The 17,655-nt window shown below is 73.4% G+C and carries 17 protein-coding genes; 9 read left to right on the top strand and 8 right to left on the bottom strand.

The window, feature by feature from the left end:
• The first annotated feature begins 42 nt into the window (after positions 1-42).
• Together cseB and IE269_RS15500 are read left to right on the top strand one after the other, a co-directional pair.
• Positions 43-819 (top strand): two-component system response regulator CseB, encoded by a 777-nt coding sequence (gene cseB, locus IE269_RS15505; protein ID WP_308436947.1) that lies wholly within the window; start codon positions 43-45, stop codon positions 817-819.
• Between the two features lie 10 nt (positions 820-829).
• Positions 830-2,080 carry a sensor histidine kinase gene (locus IE269_RS15500; protein ID WP_189823528.1) on the top strand — a complete coding sequence of 417 codons (1,251 nt, stop codon included), beginning with the start codon at positions 830-832 and terminating at the stop codon, positions 2,078-2,080.
• Here the strand turns inward: IE269_RS15500 and IE269_RS15495 are convergent.
• The 3 genes from IE269_RS15495 to IE269_RS15485 form a co-directional block, all read right to left on the bottom strand.
• Positions 2,073-3,311, bottom strand: coding sequence for a uracil-xanthine permease family protein (locus IE269_RS15495; protein WP_189823527.1), 1,239 nt, complete (start codon positions 3,309-3,311; stop codon positions 2,073-2,075). The two genes, IE269_RS15500 and IE269_RS15495, sit on opposite strands and share 8 nt — an antisense overlap.
• Before the next feature lie 569 nt (positions 3,312-3,880).
• Complete coding sequence (locus IE269_RS15490) at positions 3,881-5,005, bottom strand: aryl-sulfate sulfotransferase (RefSeq protein WP_189823526.1); 1,125 nt, start codon at positions 5,003-5,005, stop codon at positions 3,881-3,883.
• A 73-nt stretch (positions 5,006-5,078) separates the two neighbouring features.
• Complete coding sequence (locus IE269_RS15485; RefSeq protein ID WP_189823904.1) at positions 5,079-5,609, bottom strand: hypothetical protein; 531 nt, start codon at positions 5,607-5,609, stop codon at positions 5,079-5,081.
• Between the two features lie 162 nt (positions 5,610-5,771).
• On the opposite strand from IE269_RS15485, the gene IE269_RS15475 reads away from it, so the two are divergent.
• A complete protein-coding gene (locus IE269_RS15475) occupies positions 5,772-6,347 on the top strand; it encodes a helix-turn-helix domain-containing protein (protein WP_189823524.1) in 576 nt (191 codons plus the stop codon).
• 26 nt (positions 6,348-6,373) lie between these two features.
• On the opposite strand, the gene IE269_RS15470 is transcribed toward IE269_RS15475, so the two are convergent.
• Genes IE269_RS15470 through IE269_RS15460 form a run of 3 tightly spaced genes read right to left on the bottom strand, consistent with a single transcriptional unit; the run spans position 6,374 to position 8,876 of the window.
• Positions 6,374-6,934, bottom strand: coding sequence for a GNAT family N-acetyltransferase (locus IE269_RS15470; protein ID WP_189823523.1), 561 nt, complete (start codon positions 6,932-6,934; stop codon positions 6,374-6,376).
• A gap of 35 nt (positions 6,935-6,969) precedes the next feature.
• Complete coding sequence (locus tag IE269_RS15465; protein ID WP_189823522.1) at positions 6,970-7,602, bottom strand: response regulator transcription factor; 633 nt, start codon at positions 7,600-7,602, stop codon at positions 6,970-6,972.
• Positions 7,602-8,876: a sensor histidine kinase gene (locus tag IE269_RS15460; protein ID WP_189823860.1), complete on the bottom strand. Its 1,275-nt coding sequence runs from the start codon at positions 8,874-8,876 to the stop codon at positions 7,602-7,604. Before IE269_RS15460 ends, IE269_RS15465 begins: the two co-directional genes overlap by 1 nt.
• 217 nt (positions 8,877-9,093) lie before the next feature.
• Here IE269_RS15460 and IE269_RS15455 point away from each other — a divergent pair, with 217 nt between their 5' ends.
• The 4 genes from IE269_RS15455 (at position 9,094) to IE269_RS15440 (ending at position 14,588) form a co-directional block, all read left to right on the top strand.
• A complete protein-coding gene (locus IE269_RS15455; protein ID WP_438817565.1) occupies positions 9,094-9,840 on the top strand; it encodes an ABC transporter ATP-binding protein in 747 nt (248 codons plus the stop codon).
• A complete protein-coding gene (locus tag IE269_RS15450; protein WP_189823521.1) occupies positions 9,834-12,281 on the top strand; it encodes an ABC transporter permease in 2,448 nt (815 codons plus the stop codon). The genes IE269_RS15455 and IE269_RS15450 overlap by 7 nt, the downstream gene beginning before the upstream one ends.
• Before the next feature lie 318 nt (positions 12,282-12,599).
• Entirely contained in the window at positions 12,600-13,202 is a 603-nt protein-coding gene (locus IE269_RS15445; protein ID WP_189823520.1) for a TetR/AcrR family transcriptional regulator, read from the top strand.
• 189 nt (positions 13,203-13,391) lie between these two features.
• Positions 13,392-14,588 (top strand): FAD-dependent oxidoreductase, encoded by a 1,197-nt coding sequence (locus IE269_RS15440; protein WP_189823519.1) that lies wholly within the window; start codon positions 13,392-13,394, stop codon positions 14,586-14,588.
• Here IE269_RS15440 and IE269_RS15435 read toward each other — a convergent pair.
• Entirely contained in the window at positions 14,564-15,472 is a 909-nt protein-coding gene (locus tag IE269_RS15435; RefSeq protein ID WP_229897725.1) for a CPBP family intramembrane glutamic endopeptidase, read from the bottom strand. The genes IE269_RS15440 and IE269_RS15435 overlap by 25 nt on opposite strands.
• A 321-nt stretch (positions 15,473-15,793) precedes the next feature.
• Between IE269_RS15435 and IE269_RS15430 the strand changes: the two genes are divergently transcribed.
• Both IE269_RS15430 and IE269_RS15425 read left to right on the top strand, forming a co-directional pair.
• On the top strand, positions 15,794-16,228 hold the full coding sequence (locus IE269_RS15430; RefSeq protein WP_189823518.1) for a DUF5959 family protein: 435 nt from the start codon (positions 15,794-15,796) through the stop codon (positions 16,226-16,228).
• 33 nt (positions 16,229-16,261) lie between these two features.
• Positions 16,262-17,026 (top strand): phosphotransferase family protein, encoded by a 765-nt coding sequence (locus tag IE269_RS15425; protein WP_189823517.1) that lies wholly within the window; start codon positions 16,262-16,264, stop codon positions 17,024-17,026.
• Positions 17,027-17,084: 58 nt separating this feature from the next.
• Here IE269_RS15425 and IE269_RS15420 read toward each other — a convergent pair whose 3' ends face one another.
• Positions 17,085-17,642: a hypothetical protein gene (locus IE269_RS15420; RefSeq protein WP_189823516.1), complete on the bottom strand. Its 558-nt coding sequence runs from the start codon at positions 17,640-17,642 to the stop codon at positions 17,085-17,087.
• Positions 17,643-17,655: the final 13 nt, after the last annotated feature.

Genomic DNA, 17,655 nt, shown 5'->3' with positions numbered 1-17,655 from the left:
TTCGATCAATAATCGGCATGAACGTTCGAAAAGGGTGACTTCTTGTCTGCATCGCACCTCCCGGCACCGGCACCGGGTCCGGGAGCGGCTCCGGCTCCGGCTCCGGTGAGGATCCTGGTCGTCGAGGACGACGCGGTGATCCGGCGCTCGGTCCAGCTGGCCCTGGAGCGCTACGGGTACGAAGTCACGGTCGCGGGTGACGGGCTCGACGGGCTGGACGCCTTCCGGGCCGGGCAGCACGACCTGCTGATCCTCGACGTGATGCTGCCGAACCTGGACGGCATCGGGCTGTGCCGCCGCATCCGGGAGGAGAGCCTCGTACCGGTACTGATGATGTCGGCGCGCGGTGACGCCCTCGACGTCGTGTCCGGGCTGGAGGCCGGGGCGGACGACTACGTCGTCAAGCCCGTCGACATCGGGATCCTCGTCGCACGGATCCGCACGCTGCTGCGCCGGGCCACCTTCCGCCCGGACCCGGCACCGGCCCCGGGGGCCGACGGGGCCGCCGCGGGTGCCCCTGCGGCACAGGACGGGCCGCTCGTCTTCGGCGACCTGACCATCGACCTCCTCGGGCTGAACGTGTGCCGAGGCGGTGAGCCGGTCCTGCTGTCCCCCACCGAACTGCGGCTGCTCCTGGCGTTCGCGGAGCATCCCGGCATCGTGCTGGACCGGCGGCGGCTGCTGAGCGACGTCTGGGACTACGGCTGGGAGGGCGACACCCGCGTCGTCGACGTGGCCGTGGTGCGGCTGCGGAAGAAGATCGGGGCCGACCGCATCGAGACCGTGCGCGGCTTCGGCTACAAGCTCCTGCGGACCTGAGACGGCGGCCATGGGATTCCTCAACCTGCGCGCACTGCGCTGGAAGGTCGCGCTGCTGACCGCGACCGCCTGCTGCGCGGTCGCCACGGTGGTCGGGCTGCTCGTCCACGAGGCGACGGCCGAGCACGGACAGCGAGCGGGGGACGACCGGGTCGCCACCCAACTGCTCGCCGCGGAAAGGGAGTTCCAGCGCACGGGCGTCAGGCCCGAGGCCGCCTCCCTCATGACCCCGGACGAGCTGCCCGGACCGCTGGCACGCGCCGTGGCGGAGCGGCAGCCCGACACCTACGCCACCTGGTACGACGTGAAGGAGCCGAACTGGTACTGGCTGTGGGCCGCCGTGCCGGTCGAAGGGGATCGCGTGCTCGTCGTACGCACCGACATGAGCGCCGAGGTGCGCAGCCTGCAACTCCTGGACCGGAGCATCGTCAAGGCGGTGCTGGCGGCGCTCCTCGTCGTCGTCCCGCTCGCCGCGCTCGCCACCGAGCCGATGAACCGGCGGCTGCGCCACGGGGCGCGCACCGCACGCAGGATCGCCGGTGGCGATCTCGACGCCCGCATCGGGCGCCGGGGCCGGGCCCGTGACGAGATCACCGAGTTGTCCGACGCGGTGGACGCCATGGCCGGAGCCCTTCAGGCACGGCTGGAGGCGGAGAAGCAGTTCACCGCGGACGTGGCCCACGAACTGCGCACCCCCTTGATGGGGCTGATCACCTCGGCCGGACTGCTCGCCGAGGACGACGAGGCGGCGGGGCTGGTGCGCGAGCGGGTGGCGACGCTGCGCGGCCTGGTCGAAGACCTGCTGGAGATCTCCCGCCTCGACGCCGGCGCGGAGCGGGCGAGGCTCGACGAGGTGCCCCTGGGCGAGCTGGTCACCGACGTGATCCGGCGAGGGCCGCACGGCGGTGGCAGTACGCAGGTGGTCGTCGAGGACACGGAGGTCGTACGTACCGACCCGCGCCGTGTGGAGCGCATCGTCACCAACCTCGTCGCCAACGCGCACCGGCACGGTGCGGCCCCCGTCAGCGTCACCGTCACCGGATCACGGATCGTCGTACGCGACCACGGCCCCGGATTTCCCGCCGGGCTGCTGGCCGCCGGACCGCAACGCTTCCGCACGGGAGCCCCCGGGCACGGGCACGGGCTCGGGCTGACCATCGCCCTCGGGCAGGCCAGGGTGCTCGGCGCCCGGCTGGTCTTCGCCAACGCGCCGGAGGGCGGGGCGGAGGCGGCCCTTGAGCTGCCCCCGGCCGTCACCTGACCCGTGCCGGGATCCGTTCCCGGGGCCGGCCGGAGCCCGTCCAGGCCACCAGCCCGTGCAGGAGGACCGCCGTCAGGGTTCCGGCGACCACGCCCGAGCCGAGCACCGTCCGTACCCAGGACGGGAACTCCGCGTACAGCTGCGGGGCCACCACCGGCAGCAGGCCGACCGCCAGGGCGAGCGCCGCGACCATCGAGTGCCCCTGCTGCGCGAGGTCGGCACGGGCCAGCATCTGCACGCCCATCACCGCGATGAGCGCGTACACGACGAGCGCCGAACCCCCCACCACCGCCGACGGAATCCCCGCCACCGCCCGCGACACCGGGGCCAGCAGGCCGACGGCCACCAGCAGGGCACCGGCCGCGGCCGTGACGTAACGGCTGCGCACCCCGGTGAGCCGGCCGATGCCGATGTTCTCGGAGCTCGTGACCATCAGGGACGTGCCCCACAGCCCGCCCAGCAGCGACATCACCGCGTCCGCCCGCGCCACCTTCGGCACGTCCCGCCCCGGCGCGACCTCGCGGCCCGAGGTCTCGCTGTTGAGGACGGTCTGGCCGGTGATTTCCGCGAGGGTGGTGAGGCTGAAGACGAGGAGGGGAAGGGCGGCGAGGAGGTCGAACCGGGGAGCGCCGTACGGGAAGAGGGAGGGCAGCGCGAAGCCCGTGCCCGCCGCCGGGGTGAAGGAACCCAGCCCCGTCGTCACCGCGAGCACCGTGCCCGCCGTCATGCCGATCAGCACCGCGCTCTGCCGCCACACACCCCGCAGGAGCAGGTACGCGGCGAGCGTGACGCCGACCGTCAGACCGGCGAGGACGACCGACTTGGGGAGGGCCTGCCCCGTCGGACCGGTGATCAGCTGCGCCGCCACCCGCACCATGGCGATGCCGATGAGCAGCACGGTCACGCCCATGACGAGGGGCGGGAAGAGCCGTACGATCCGCGCGTACAGCGGCACCACCGCCAGCAGGAGCAGCCCCGCGAGGAACACTGACCCCGTCGCCACGGCAGGCCCGTGATCAGCGGCGATCTGCAGGAACAACGCGGCCGCCGCCCCGCCCGGCAGCATCACGAACGGCAGCCGGGCCCCCACCTTCCACACTCCGAGCGACTGGAGCAGCGACCCCGCCCCACAGAGCACGAGCACGGCACTGAGCAGCGACGCGGTGCGGGCGGGGGAGAGGTGCAGTGCGGCGGAGGTCAGGAACACGGTGGATATCGGCGCCGCAGCCATCGCCAGAACATGCTGAAGCGCGAGCGGCACCAGGCGCACAACGGGCACCCACTCGTCGACCTCCGCGCCCGGCTCGGCGTCGGGCCTCGCGACGGGCCTCGCGTCTGGCTCCGTGCCCGGCCTCGCGCCCGGCTCCGTGGTCGACCTAACGGTCGGCCCTGTGACGGGCTTTGCGCCCGGTGCTGTGACGGGGTCCGCGCCCGGCTTCGCGGCGGCCTCCGTGCCCGGCCTCGCGCTCGGCTCCGTGGTCGACCTAGCGGTCGGTCTTGTGACGGGCTTTGCGCCCGAACCTGCGCCCGAACCTGCGCCCGGCCCTGTGACCGGTTCCGCAACCGAACTCGCGCCTGCCTTCGCGTCCGGCCCTGTGAGGGTCCCTGTGACGGGCTTTGCGCCCCGCTCCACGTCCGGCCCTGTGACCGGCTCCGCGACCGGACCCGCGCCCGGGTTTGCGCCCGGACCCGTGACCGGCTTCGCAACCGAACCCGCGCCCGGCTCCGTGCCCGGACCCGTGACGGGCTCCGCCACCTCCCCTGCCCCAGCGCTCCGCTTCGTCCCCGGCTGCGGCACGCTCATCGGTCCGTCTCCAGCCACGGCAGTTCCTCCGCCGCGTAGCGGTACGAGCGGAAGACCGCGTTCGGTTCGGCCGGGAAGAGGCCGCGGACCTCGGACTCCTCGTAGCCGCCGAAGTACGGGACGACGTACTCCCAGACGACCAGCCCGTCCGCCGTCACCTCGAAGAGACGGCCGGCGGGGGAGTCCGTGATCAGCGTGTTTCCGTTGGGGAGGCGTTGGGCCGAGCCCATGAAGGGGGCGAAGAAGGACTCCCGGGCGGGGTCGTGGTACTCCCAGGCCACCTCCCCCGTCGCGCGGTCGATCTCGATCACGCGCGAGTACGGGACGTCGTGGCCGGGGCGGAAGACGCCGTTGTCGAAGACGAGGAAGCGGCCGTCCGGGAGCTCGGTGGGGTGGTGCTGTTGGGAGACCTGGCCCGGGGCGGTGCGCCACACGACCTCGCCGGTCTCGCGGCTGATGACGATGACGGCGGAGGAACTGCGCAGGCTGGCCAGGATGTTGCCGTCGGAGAGCGGGGTGACGGAGTTGATGAGGGGCCAGTGCTCGCGCGCGTAGTCGGGGTGCAGGGCGTACGCCTCGCGGTCGAGGTGTTCGGCGGCCCGCCAGGACCACAGCTCGGTGCCGTCGGCGTCGACCTCGACGATCGTGTCCGCCCAGACCGTCCCGCCCTGGGCCTCCGAGCCCGGCACCCCGCCGCGCACGGCTTCCGCGTCCGCGCCGGTCAGGGGTTCGAGGGCGGTGTAGAGGATGCCGCCGTCGTCGAGGTGGTGGGCGTCGTGGTGCTGGAGGGGGTCGAGGTGCTCGCGCAGGGGCGTGCCGTCCGGGGCGTACACGCCCATGACTCCGCCCCGGTACTTGTGCCACATGGGGAACAGGGCTTCCTGGTCCGGGAGTACGCCGTTGTGGGCGAGGTGCCCGCCCGGCAGGATCCGCGCGTGCCGGCCGGCCCGGTACGGCAGCTTCCAGGTGTGGACCTCGGTGCCGTACAGGTCGATCAGGTGGACCTGCCCACCGCCGGTGAGCGGGGCGAAGAGGGTGTACCCGGCGAAGGCGTGCTCCGGGTCGAGAGCGATGAGCCCCGTGCCGCGGCGGCGGCGCTGGTTCTGGTCGACGGTGGTCACGGCGAGCCCTTCCGATGAGGATCAGAATTTGTTTGATGCAGTCGAATGCCTTTGAAGCTAGGGGAGTTGTGTGTCAGCGATGTGACAGGAGTACGAAGCCTCGCGCGGCCCCGCATAGGGTGATCGCGAAAGGCGGGCGACGACCATGACAGATGCGCGGAACGCGGACATGAAGGACGTGGGCGTGGGCGGTCCTGCCGGCCCCATGGACGCAGGGACGACCGAGGGCGTGCCCGGCGCAGGTGCGCGGGGTGCGGGCGTGGCCGACGGTCTGCCTGGTGTCGGTGTGCGGGGTGTGGGCGTGGCCAACGGTGTGCACGGTGCTGGTGTGCGAGGTGTGGGCGCGGCCGACGGTCTGCCTGGTGCTGGTGCTGGTGCTGGTGCCGGTGCCGGTGCGCGGGATGCGGGCGAGACCAACTGTGTGCACGGCGCCGGTGCGCGCGATGCGGGCGTGCGAGGCGGCCGGGACGTCGTTGTCGGCGATGCGCAGGCCAAAGGGCAAGGCGATGCGCAGAGTGACGTGCACGGCGATGCGCAGGAAGGCGGGCATGTCGACGCGCAGAGTGGCGTGCAAGGCGACGCGCAAAGCGGCATGCAGGGCCACACGCAGAGTGACGCGCAGGATGTGGGCGCCGACGCTGGGGCCAGCGGGGCCAGCGGGGCCAGCGGGGCCAGCGGGGCCAGCGGGGCCAGCGGGGCCAGCGGGGCCAGCGGGGCCAGCAGGGCCAGCGGGGCCAGCAGGGCCAGCAGGGTCGACGGGTCCGACATGGCGTCCGACAGCGACAGCAGCAGCGGCAAGGCCGCGGCCCACACCGGCCTCGGCGGCGCCGTGCGCCGCCGACGCCGGGCCCTCGACCTGACCCTCGCCGCCCTCGCCGACCGCAGCGGCCTCTCCGTGCCCTTCCTCAGCCAGATCGAGAACGAGCGCGCTCGCCCCAGCATGCGCTCCCTGCAACGCATAGCCGACGGCCTACGGACCACCGCCGTCCAGCTCATGGCCGCCGCCGACGACACCCGCACCGCCCTCCACGTCGTCCGCGCCCAGGACGACCCCGGCCTCGCCACGGACACCGGTGTACGCCCCCTGGTGCGCGGCAACCGCAAGCTGCACGCCCTCGAATTCACCGGGCCGCAGCACGCCGACCGCGAATTCCTGCACGAGAACGACGAGTTGATGTACGTCGCCGACGGCACCGCCGAGGTCCACGCCGAGGGCCGCACCCTCGTCCTCGGGCGCGGCGACACCCTCTATCTCGCCGGCGGAGTCCGCCACCGCTGGCGCGCCACCGGCCCCGACACCCGGGTCCTGCTGGTGGCGGTGGCGGACGGCGCCGATCACTGACGTAACGCCGGCGCCAGCTGCATCAGCTACATCGCCGGAGGCCCGTCGTGCAGGATGCGCTGGAAGATGCGGTGGTCCCGCCACTCCCCGTCGATGTGCAGATAGCGCGGCGCACTCCCGATCGCCTCGAAGCCGCACTTCTCCAGCACCCGCTGCGACCGCACGTTGTGCAGCACGGTCGTCGCCTCGATGCGGTGCAGCCCCAGCTGCGTGCCCGCCACCTCGCACACGTGCCGCACGGCCCCGCTCGCCAGGCCCCGGCCCAGCTGGTCGGCGGCCACCCAGTACCCCAGGTACGCGCTGCAGAACGGGCCCCTCACGATCCCCGACAGCGTCACCGCGCCCACCACCCGCTCCTCCCGCACCATCAGCCACGGCACGAGCCGCCCCTCCTCGTGCTGGACGAGCCGGTCCCGCAGGCGCTCCGCCTGGCCCTCGGTGGTGAAGTAGCTCTCCGGCCAGCGGGGTTCCCAGGGGCTGAGGTGCTCCCGGTTCTCCCGTACGGCCTCGGCGAGCGCCTCGGCGTCCTTGAGGGTGGCGAGGCGCAGGGCGACCCCGTCGGGCAGGGCATGGGTTTGTGTGATCATGCGGCCACGGTAGTCGCCGCCCCTCCCCGCCGGGATTACGCCCGCAAGTAGGCCAGCACGGCCAGCACCCTGCGGTGGGTCTGGTCCGTCACCGGCAGGTCCAGCTTGGTGAGGATGCTGCCGATGTGCTTGCCGATCGCCGCCTCGGACACCACCAGTTCCTGGGCGATCGCACCGTTGGACCTGCCTTCGGCGACCAGCGCCAGCACCTCGCGTTCGCGCGGGGTGAGCTGTTCCAGCGGATCGCGGCGGCGGCGCAGCAGTTGGCGTACGACCTCGGGGTCGACCACCGTCCCGCCGTCCGCCACCTTGTGCAGCGCCGCCACGAATTCCTCGATCTGGCCCACCCGGTCCTTGAGCAGATAGCCGACTCCGGTGCCGTCCCCGGAGTCCAACAGCTCGGCGGCGTACGTCCGTTGCACGTACTGGCTCAGCACCAGGACCGGCAGCGCCGGGCGCTCCGTACGCAGCCGCACCGCCGCGTGCAGGCCCTCGTCCTGGAAGCCGGGCGGCATGCGTACGTCCGTCACCACGACGTCGGGGGAGTGCTCCTGGACCGCCGCGACCAGCGCCTCGGCGTCCCCGACGGCTGCCACCACCTCATGGCCGCAGCGGCGGAGCAGGCCGACGAGCCCGTCCCGCAGCAGCACGCTGTCCTCCGCCAGCACTACGCGAAGTGCTCTGCCGCCTTCGTCAACTCGCAAGGAAACTCCACCCGCAGCACAGTCGGTCCGCCCGGCGGACTGGTCAGGGCCAGTCTGCCATCGAGCACCGACACCCGGTCCGCGAGGCCGGTCAGCCCGCTGCCCGCCGACGCCTCCGCACCGCCGCGGCCGTCGTCGTACACCTCCAGGAACAGGCGTCCGTCGCGATGACCGCCACTCACCCACGCACGGTCGGCCCCGCTGTGCTTGGCGACGTTGGCGAGCGCCTCGCACACCACGAAGTACGCCGCGGACTCGACCGCGCGGGACGGCCGGCCCGGCGGCAGGTCGAGGCCGAGGTCGACCGGGACCACGCAGCGGTCGGCGGCGTCGGCGACCGCCGCGTGCAGGCCGTAGTCCGTGAGGACCTGCGGGTGGATGCCGTGGATGAGCTCGCGCAGCTCCGCGAGCGCCTTGCCCGCCTCCTCGTGGGCCTTGGCGAGCTGGTCGGCGAGCGGGCCGGGCGGGGCGTCGAGGCGGGCCAGCCCGAGGGTCATGGACAGGGCCACGAGGCGCTGTTGGGCGCCGTCGTGCAGATCACGCTCGATGCGCCGCCGTTCCGCCTCGAAGGCCTCCACCAACCGGACCCGAGAACGGGCCAGTTCGACCACCCTGGTGCCCAACTCGCCCTCGAAGGAGCCGATCAGCAGCCGGGCGAGACCGGCACGGGCGCCCGCCGCGACCCCCAGTACGTACGTGCCCAGGGCCATCAGCAGCAGGCCCAGCACGGCCACGCCGAAGGCGGTCGGCCAGCCGGTGACCGTCCACAGCTTGAGCACCTTCACCTCCAGGCCGTCACCGACCGTGGCCAGCATCACCGGAGTGGCGACCATGGCCAGCGGGAACAGCAGGGCGACCGTGAGCGCCAGGGCGTCGACCGGCCACAGCAGTCCGGCGAACAGCAGCGCGTACCCCAGCTCGCGCCAGGTCTCCTGTTCGCGCAGCCGGGTGGTCAGCCAGGCCCACAGCCCCGGCGCGGCGGGCGTCAGATGCCCGCCGGACACCGGGGCGGGATCCACCAGGCGCAGCCTGCGCCGCTCCACCTCGGCCACCGGGATCCCGCTGAGGGCGACCAGGACGAGCAGCGGCAGCCCCACCAGGACGACGGCGAGCGCACCGCAGACCACGGCGAGCACCACGATCCCCACCAGGGTGCCGGCGCCGATCAGCGCGCCGGTGAGCAGATACGCGGTGGAGCGCCAGGGCCAGGACGACAGCAGGAAGCCCGGCCGGGACATGGCCTGCCACACGGTTCGAGGGTGCATGTGCATGACCGTAGGCGGCCCCACCGGTCCGGTGCCATCGGTCCCGTACCCGGATCGGGGGTATGCCTGGCCCTACCCCAGGTCTCGTTCTGGCCTGACTGTGTGACCAGGGGTCCCCACGGTTTCGTAGAGGCATCGACGAGCCGAGGAACAAGAGCCGGTGGGGAATCACATGAATCGCATGAACCAGATGAATCACATGAGCGGCGACGCGATCCAACTCCACTCCGTGTCACGGGAGTTCGGTGCCGACGGTACGTCCGTCACCGCCCTCGACCGGGTGTCGCTCGCCTTCCCGAGGGGGACCTTCACCGCGGTGATGGGCCCCTCCGGCTCCGGCAAGTCGACCCTGCTGCAGTGCGCCGCCGGACTCGACCGGCCCACGTCGGGCTCGATCCGGATCGGCGGCACGGAGCTGGCCGGGCTGAGCGAGAGGAAGCTGACCCTGCTGCGCCGCGAACGCATCGGCTTCGTCTTCCAGGCGTTCAACCTGATGCCCTCCCTGACCGCCGAACAGAACGTCGCCCTGCCGCTGCGACTGGCCGGCCGCCGCCCGAAGAAGAACCAGGTCCGCGAGGTGCTCGACCGGGTGGGACTGGGCGACCGGGCACGGCACCGGCCGACGGAGCTGTCCGGCGGCCAACAGCAGCGCGTCGCCCTGGCCCGCGCCCTGATCACACGCCCCGAGGTGCTGTTCGCCGACGAGCCGACCGGTGCGCTCGACTCGCGGACCGGCCGCGAAGTGCTCACCCTCCTGCGGGAGATGGTCGACCGGGCGGGCCAGACGATCGTCATGGTCACCCACGACCCGGTCGCCGCCTCCCGCGCCGACCGCGTCGTCCTCCTGGTCGACGGCCGGGTCGACGGCGAACTGGCCGGCGCCCGCGCCGAGGACATCGCCGCCCGCATGACCAGGCTGGAGGCCGCACCGTGCTGAGCACCGCACTGCGCACGCTGCGCACCCGCCGGGTCACCTTCGTCGGCAGCTTCGTCGCCCTCGCGCTGGGCGTGGCGCTGATCAACGTGATGGGGCTCGCCCTGGCGTCCTCGCTGGAGGCCCCCGAGCGCAAGCCCGAACGGTTCGCCGCGGCACCGGTCGTGGTCAAGGGCATGGACACGCTGCGGGTGGCGACCCCGATCGGCGAACGGACGAAGCCGCTGGCGCAGCCGCGCGCCGTACCCGCCGAGGTGGTCGCCCGGCTCAAGAGGCTCGGGACCGTCGTCGAGGACCGTTCCTTCGCCGTACGGGCCCGGGGCGGGCCCGCGAACCTGGTGGGCCACCCCTGGTCGACCGCCGCCTTCGCGCCGTACCGGCTCGACGGGGGCCGGGCGCCGAAGGCCGCGGACGAGGTCGCCGTCAGCGGGGACTGGGCCGGGCTCGGCACACGCCTCCGTACCGACACCGGCACCGTACGGGTCGTCGGCACCGTGGCCGGACCCGCCTTCGAGAACGCCGTCTTCCACACCGACGCCCGCGCCGCCGACATCGCACCCCGCAGCCTCCAACTCGTCGTCGACGCCGACCCGGCGGCCGTACGGGATGCCGTGCGCGGCAGCGAAGGCGTCCAGGTCCTCACCGGCGACGCACGCCGGTACGCCGACGCCGACCCCGACCGGGACGACGAAGCCCTCACCGCGATGAACGCCCTGTTCGGCACGGCCGGCGGGGTCTCCGCGTTCGTGTCCGTCTTCGTGGTGGCGTCGACCTTCGCGTTCGCGGTCGCCCAGCGCCGCCGCGAGTTCGGGCTGCTGCGTACGGCCGGGGCGACGCCCGGGCAGATCCGCCGCACGGTCGTCGCCGAAGCCCTGCTGATCGGCGTGCTCGCCTCGGCGGCAGGCTGTGTGCTCGGCTCGTACGGGGCGCCGAAACTCGCCGCGTGGGCGGTCCAGGAACGCCTCGCGCCCAGGTGGTTCACCATCGGCGACCACTCCTGGCCGTACCACCTGGCCTTCTGGACCGGCCTGTTCGTGGCCCTGGCCGGAGTGCTGGCCGCGTCCTGGCGGGCGGGGCGCACCGGGCCCGCCGAAGCCCTGCGCGAGGCGGCCGTGGACACCCGGGCGATGACCTGGGGCCGGGGGCTGGCCGGTGCGGCCCTGCTGCTGACCGCCGCCGTGACGCTGACCCTGGCCCTGCTCTCGGACCCCGGCGACCTGCTGCACCGCAAGACCTACGTGGCGCGGCCGATGCTGCTGATCACGGCGGTGGCGCTGCTCGCGCCCCTGCTGGTGCGCCCCCTGGCCCGGCTGATCGCCTGGCTGCCCGCCCAACTGCCGGGCGCCACAGGGATGTTGGTACGGGAGAACATCGCCGCGGGAGTACGCCGCACCGCCGCCGTCGCGGCACCCGTCCTGGTGACCGTCGCGCTGGCGGGATCGCTGCTGGGCGCCACCGCCACCCTCAACGGGGCGGGGGCCACCGAGATCCGCGAGCAGACGGCCGCCGACTTCGTCATCACCCCGGCGGGCGACGCGGGCTTCGACGCCGCGACGCTGAAGAAGCTGCGCGCCGTGCCCGGCACCGAGGTCTCCGCGACCTCGTCGAGCGCCGTGTACGTCCTGGAGGAGGGCGTGGCCCTCATCAAGTCCGAGGCCCGCGCCGCCGATCCCCGGCTGCTCGCCGCCACCACCCGGCTGCCGGTCACCGCCGGAAGGACGACCGACCTGGACGACGACTCGATCATCGTCAACGAGGAGTGGGAGCGGCACACGGTCGGCGAGCGCGTGGACGTCCGGCTCGGCGACGGCACGAAGAAGTCCCTTCGGATTGCCGCCGTCATGGCGACCGGCACGGGCGACAACGGCGCCTACGTCACCCCGCGCAACGCGCCGGACGCACCCGTCGACCGGGTCGACGTACGCCTCACGGACGGCACCGCCACGGCGGCCGCTCTCCGGGACGCGGTGGGCTCCTCGGGTGCGGCGGTGGCCACCGCCGAGGAGTGGGTGCGGGCGAAGTACCCCGAAACCGACCGGACCACCCGCATGGGCTTCCTGCTGGTCCTCGGCATCGCCCTGCTCTACACCGGCATCTCGCTGGCCAACACCATGGTCATGGCGACCTCCGACCGGGCCCGCGACCTGGCAGTGCTGCGCCTGGCCGGGGCCACCAGGGGGCAGGTGCTGCGGCTGGTGGGCGCGGAGGCGCTGACGGTGGTCCTGCTCGGCAGCGTGCTGGGAACGCTGGTCGCCGGGCTCAATCTGGCGGGCATGTGGGGCGCGCTCGGTCGGCTTTCGGCGTGGACGTCGGTCGGGTTGCCGTGGGCGGCACTCGGTGCGACTGCGGGCGTGTGTGCGCTGCTGGCGGTCCTCGCGGCGGTGGTCCCGGCCGCACTTGCGCTGCGCCGGGGCGACATGGCTGCCCGAAGGGCACGCCATTAGGGGCGCGGGGCCGTTTCGATGTGCGGCTCCGCCGCGTGGGCGCGACCAGCCACAACGAACCCGCACGTGACAGAGACCACGAACCATCCCGCATGGGCCCCCTCACAGCCTCGCGAGTTTAGGTGAAGGGGCGGGTCCGGGGCCGCCCGCCGCAGGCGAAACCGGAAGCAGGTAGCCCCCAACAGCAGCCGGACCGTCTCCCCGAACAGGCCAGAAGCGACTGGCCCCGAACCCCGGGCTCCTCCGCCCGAGACGCCCCCCCTTACCGCCCGTTCGTTAAACTCCGCACAACACCCCACCCGCCCCGAGAGGACCCCCGTGCCGACCCCGACCTCCCGCCCCTCCTCCCGGAGACCCGCCGCCGAGACCCGGGCCCGCATCCTCCAGGTCGCCGTCGAGCTCTTCACGGAGAAGGGGTACGAGGCCACCTCCGTCCGGGACATCTCCGAGGCCCTCGACCTCACCAAGTCCTCGCTCTACTACCACTTCCGCAACAAGGAGGACATCCTCGCCTCCCTCATGGCCGAGCGCCGCGACGAAGCCGCCGAGCTCGCCGCATGGGTCGCCGCGCAGCCGCCCGCCGCCGACCTCACCCGCCGCGCCGTCCTGCGCTGGCTCGACGGCACCGACGGCCAGAACCTCCAGGTCCTCCGCCTCGCCCAGGCCAACCAGCCCGTCGTCCGGCGGCTCGCCGCCCAGGGCGGCGACGTGCCCGGCGTCTTCGACGGCATCCTCGTCGCGCTCGCCGGAGAGGGCGCCTCCACCGCCGCCCTGCTGCGGCTGCGGATGGCCTTCGACACCGTACGTACGACCCTGCTGGCCTCGCAGGGGACGGCCGCCTCCGACGCCGACATCCTGGCGTGCGCCCGCCGGGCGGCCCTGGCGCTGACCGAGCCGTCGTTCCTCGACGCGGGGGAGTAGCCCGCCCCGGCCACCACCCGGCACCACCCTGCGCCATCCCGTCGCCACCCCGAAAGCGCCCTGCGGAGCCCCGGCCCGCAGGGCGCTTCCGCATGCCCGCCGTGCCCCTCCTCCCTTGCTTACCGAACGGCCGTTAAGTAACCTCACTTACCGACCGCCCGTTCAGTAAATGACAGAAGGAGTCACACCATGCCCACCACCCCCCGCATCGCCGTCATCGGCGCAGGCCCCGGCGGCCTCCTCTGTGCCCGCGTGCTCCAGCAGCACGGTGTCCCCGTCACCGTGTACGACATGGACGCCTCGGTCGACGCCCGCGACCTCGGCGGCACGCTCGACCTGCACGCCGACACCGGGCAGATCGCCCTGGAGATCGCCGGCCTGACCGACGCCTTCCACGCGCTCGCCCGCCCCGAGGGCCAGGCCAAGACCTCCATGGACCACCACGGCACCGTCCTCAACCGCTTCACCCCCGACGCCGACGACACCGCCGCCCCCGAGATCGACCGCGGCCAACTGCGCCGCATGATCGCCGACCACGTCGACCCCGCCTCCCTGCGCTGGGGCCACAAGCTCACCGGCACCGAAACCCTCCCCGACGGCACCCACCGCCTCCACTTCGCCAACGGCACCCACACCGACGCCGACCTCGTCGTCGGCGCCGACGGCACCTGGTCCCGGGTGCGCCCCCTCGCCTCGCCCGCCACCGCGACGTACACCGGTGTCTGCTTCCTCGACGTGCGGTACGACGACGCGGACGTCCGGCACCCCGGGATCGCCCGACTGGTCGGCGACGGGCACCTGTTCGTACGGGACGGGCAGGGCAACGCCGTCATCGCCCAGCGCAACAGCAACGGCGTCGTCCGCGCGTACCTCGCGATGCGCGCCCCCGCCGACTGGCCCGGTATCGGTGACCTCGCCTCGCCGGGCGGGGAAGTCGCCGTACGGAAGCGCCTGTCGGAGGTCTTCGCGCACTGGGACGCGAGCCTGCTCCCCTTCCTCACCGACGTCGACGGCGGCTACCGCCTGCGCCCCATCCACGTCCTGCCCGACGCCCACACCTGGCCGCACACCCCCGGCGTCACCCTCATCGGCGACGCCGCCCACGTGATGTCGCCCTTCGGCGGCCACGGCGTCAACCTGGCCCTCCTCGACGGCGCCGAACTCGCCGAAGCCGTCGCGGCCGAACCCACCCTCGACGCCGCGATCCGACGCCACGAGCACGCCATGCGCGACCGTGCGACCGCCCTCGCCGCCGGAGCCAACCAGGCCCTCCAGCACTTCTTCGGCGACACCGCCCCCGCCCTCCACCGCGCCCCCGACCCCGCCGAGGAGCACCGCGCCTACGAGGAGCGCGCCGCCGCCTACCGGGCCAGGCGTTCGGCGTAGTACGCGGGCCGCAGCCGCCCGCTCACCGCCAGGAAGGTCACGAACACCCCCGTCACCACCCACCCCGGCCACCCCGTGAGCCCCATGCGCAGGGGATCGAGCGCGCCCTCCGCATCCGCGAACTGCTTGACCATGCCCACGCTCACCGTGCTGCAGAAGGCGTGGCCGATCACCGCCGGCACCACCGACCCCGACCGCAGCCGCAGCCAGGTGAACACCGGCAGCACGAGCACGCAGCTCACCAGCATCGCGGGCACCGCCACGTACCAGGCCCGGCCCGGGTACTGCCCGCCCATCAGCAGCGTGGGCAGGTGCCAGAGCGCGAAGGCCGCACCCGTGAGCACGTACGCCCGCACCAGACCGGCTGTCCCGCCCGACGCCCGTACGAGACGCGGAAAGAGGAACCCCTGCCAGCCGAGCTCCTCCCCGAAGAACAGCGGGAGCGACACCAGCAACCCGCCGAGCGCCGCGAGCGCCCAGGCGTCGAGCCGCACGCCCCCGAAGGGGTAGTCGCCCGCGAGCGTGCCCAGGGCCAGGGCGGCGGCGGTCAGCCCGGCGGGCACCGCGAGGGCCAGTGCGCAGGCACGTACGGTACGGGGCCAGGGCCGGGGCCAGTTGAGCGCGAGGGCCGCGCGCACCGAGGGACGGCGCTCCACCTTCCGTACCGCGAACAGTGCGGCGAGCGCGGGTGCCGCCATGGCGACTGCGATGCACACCTCCTCCAGCGCACCCGTGCCCTGCCGGGCGTCCGCACGCCGGAATCCGCCGAGCAGGAGCGGGGCCATGGCGGCCCACATGCCCGCGTAGGCCAGGACGAGATAGGTGAGGAGACTGCGGCGGCGCACCGCAGGTGAGTCCGTCGATTCCGCCGAGGTGGTCAGCATGCGCCGGACGCTACGGGGCGGCCCCGGCCCGGACCATCGGGGCGGAGCCACCTTCGGGCGGGGAGGTGGTGTCACCCGGGTGGTGGCCTCAACCCCCTTGCGCAGTGGGACGGTTGAAGGTCCTGGGGTGAGCGGTGTCCGGCATCCGGTGCGATTCCTGCGATTCCCCGCCCGCGCTTCCGGGCAGGCGCCCACGGACTGAAAAGCGCAGGTCCGGGCGTGGCATGAGCATTACTATCAAGGCCGCCCGGGGCAGCGGCGGCAGCACGCCGTACCTCACCGCCTGCGCGCACCGCCGCCGCACGAACTGGGAGTACGACCTTGACCCCTGCCCCGGTCGACCTCATCTCCCTCGCCGACGACGAGGGCAACAGCGTCACGGTCACCATCCACGGCCGCAGCCCGCGCTGGGCCGGTGGCCTCGACGCCGCCATCACCGTCAACACACCCTTCGTGAGCGGTAGTTGCTACCTCTCCCTCTCGGTGAGGAAGTTCGCGAGCTGGGCCGACGCGCTGGGCCGTCTGGAAGCCGGGGAGGACGTCGCCTGGATGAAGATGGACCGGGGGGCGACCCTCACCCTCCACCTCACCGGTGAACGCGACTGCCCCGAGGTGGTCGTCGAGGACGAGTCGGGCTCGATGGTCACCGTACGCGTGCCGATCGTCCCGCCGGACGACTGGCTCGCCGACCACCGCGAGCGCCTGGAGCGGGTACGGGCCCACTGGGCACCGCTGTTGGCGCAAGAAAATCCCTGAAGGCGCCGGCCCGCATCCGGGATGCTGGTCCGTATGGTCTCCACAGCCCCGGCGGACGAGGTCCAGGTCGTCGTCGCCCACTCCGAGCGTGCGACCCTGCGCGTCGGTGACGTGTTCCTGAAGGTGGACCCCGATCAGGACCGCATCGACGCCGAGGTCGCCGCCATGGCCCTGGCCCCGGTCCCCACCGCGCGCATCCTCTGGCGCAAGCCCCCCGTCCTCGCCCTCGCCGCGCTGCCGGGAGCCCCGCTCGGGCGGCTGGGCACCCCGTCGACCGCATCCGCCGCGGCCTGGTGCGCAGCGGGTGCCACCCTGCGCGAGCTGCACACCGCCCCCGTGCCCGCCCGCCCCGGCGGAGCGGGACGTACCGTCGACGTCCTGACGGCGGAACTCGACACCGAATGCGCATGGCTCGTGGCCCACGCCGTGCTGCCCGCCGCCGTGGTCACCCGCAACCGCCGGGTCGCCGAGGCCGCGCTGCGCCCGTGGCCCGCGGCCTTCACCCACGGCGACCTCCAGATCGCGCACGTCTTCACCCACGGCGAGCGCGTCACCGGAATCCTCGACTGGTCGGAAGCGGGCCGGGGCGACGCCCTCCACGACCTCGCCACACTGACCCTGGGCCAGGAGGACCGCCTCCCCGACCTCCTCGCGGGCTACGGCTCCCCGGTCGACCTCGCCGTCATCCGCGCGTGGTGGTCCCTCCGCAGTCTCCTGGCCGTCCGCTGGCTCCTGGACCACGGCTTCGACCCGGCGAGCCCCGGCTGCGAACTCGACGTTCTGCACGCCCGGATGTGACCGACCCGGGCGCATTGAGCCCGGCGGGGCCAAGGGGGTCCCCAGCCCCGCCGCCGACTCACCCCGTCCCCCGCCCGCCCCCACCCCGCCTGTTCCCCGCGATGTTGCGGATCTTCCGGGTGCTGCCCGACTCCGCGAGCAGCCCGAGTACGGCCGGCGATGTCGCCCCCTCCGCGAGCAGGCGCTGCATCCAGTCCGTGACCCCCGCCAGTTCGAGCGCCGTCGGCACGTGTCGCTCCTCCAGGGACAGCCGGAACAGCCAGTCGTCGACGCGACGGCGGACGAACTCCCGGTACGCCCCGGTCCGGAGCCCGCCCAGCTCCGGCAGCAGCGACTCCTGCGCCCACCGCCAGAACTCCGCCGGGCCCACCGCCTTCCCCGCGATCCCGTCCACGAGCGCGACCACCGCCCCCTTGGCCCCCATCTCGTGGGGGTCACGCAGGATCGCGGCCACGACCGCACGGTCCCCCTCACGACTCCCCGAGGCAACGGCCACCGCGACGACCCGCGCGTACGCACACCCCCGCACATGCTCGTCCGCGACCGCCTCGTCGACATCCACATCGACGATCCCCGCCCCCGCCAGCAACCGAGCCACATCGGAACGCAAGGTCACCGGTCCCGCCTCC

The sequence above is a fragment of the Streptomyces spiroverticillatus genome, from assembly GCA_014650415.1.
Classification (GTDB): Bacteria; Actinomycetota; Actinomycetes; order Streptomycetales; family Streptomycetaceae; genus Streptomyces; species Streptomyces spiroverticillatus.
Note: the sequence above shows the minus strand (reverse complement) of the source record. Positions and strands in the feature narration are given on the sequence as shown.